This window comes from Actinomadura sp. SCN-SB (assembly GCF_043906805.1).
Taxonomy (GTDB): domain Bacteria; phylum Actinomycetota; class Actinomycetes; order Streptosporangiales; family Streptosporangiaceae; genus Spirillospora.
The window spans coordinates 1-407 of record NZ_JBIMPP010000206.1 but is presented as its reverse complement, the minus strand read 5'-3'; the positions used below and the strand labels follow the sequence as shown (position 1 = coordinate 407).

Here is a 407-nt window from a genome sequence, read left to right as displayed (position 1 = left end):
TACGAGCTGAAGCTGAACTCCTACGACCTGGGCGTGGACATCGAGCTGTACGACGCCGTTCAGCGGCTGCGGTTCGAGCATCCCGAGGTGCGGACGGTGGTGGTGACCAGCGGCAAGGAGAAGATCTTCTGCGCGGGCGCCAACATCCGGATGCTGGCCGCGGCCGAGCACGCGTGGAAGGTGAACTTCTGCAAGTTCACCAACGAGACCCGTAACGGGATCGAGGACGCGACCGCGAACTCGGGGCAGACCTACCTGGCCGCGTTGAACGGCACGGCCTCGGGCGGTGGCTACGAGCTGGCGCTGGCGTGCGAGCACATCATGCTGGTGGACGACCGCTCGTCGGCGGTGTCGCTGCCGGAGCTGCCGCTGCTCGGCGTGCTGCCGGGAACGGGCGGCCTGACCCG

1 protein-coding gene is annotated in these 407 nt (G+C 67.8%); it reads left to right on the top strand.

Annotated features, from left to right (window positions below; all coding sequences use genetic code 11):
- Positions 1-407 (top strand): enoyl-CoA hydratase-related protein (locus ACGWYJ_RS39065; RefSeq protein ID WP_395111763.1); only part of this gene is annotated, 407 nt, incomplete at both ends.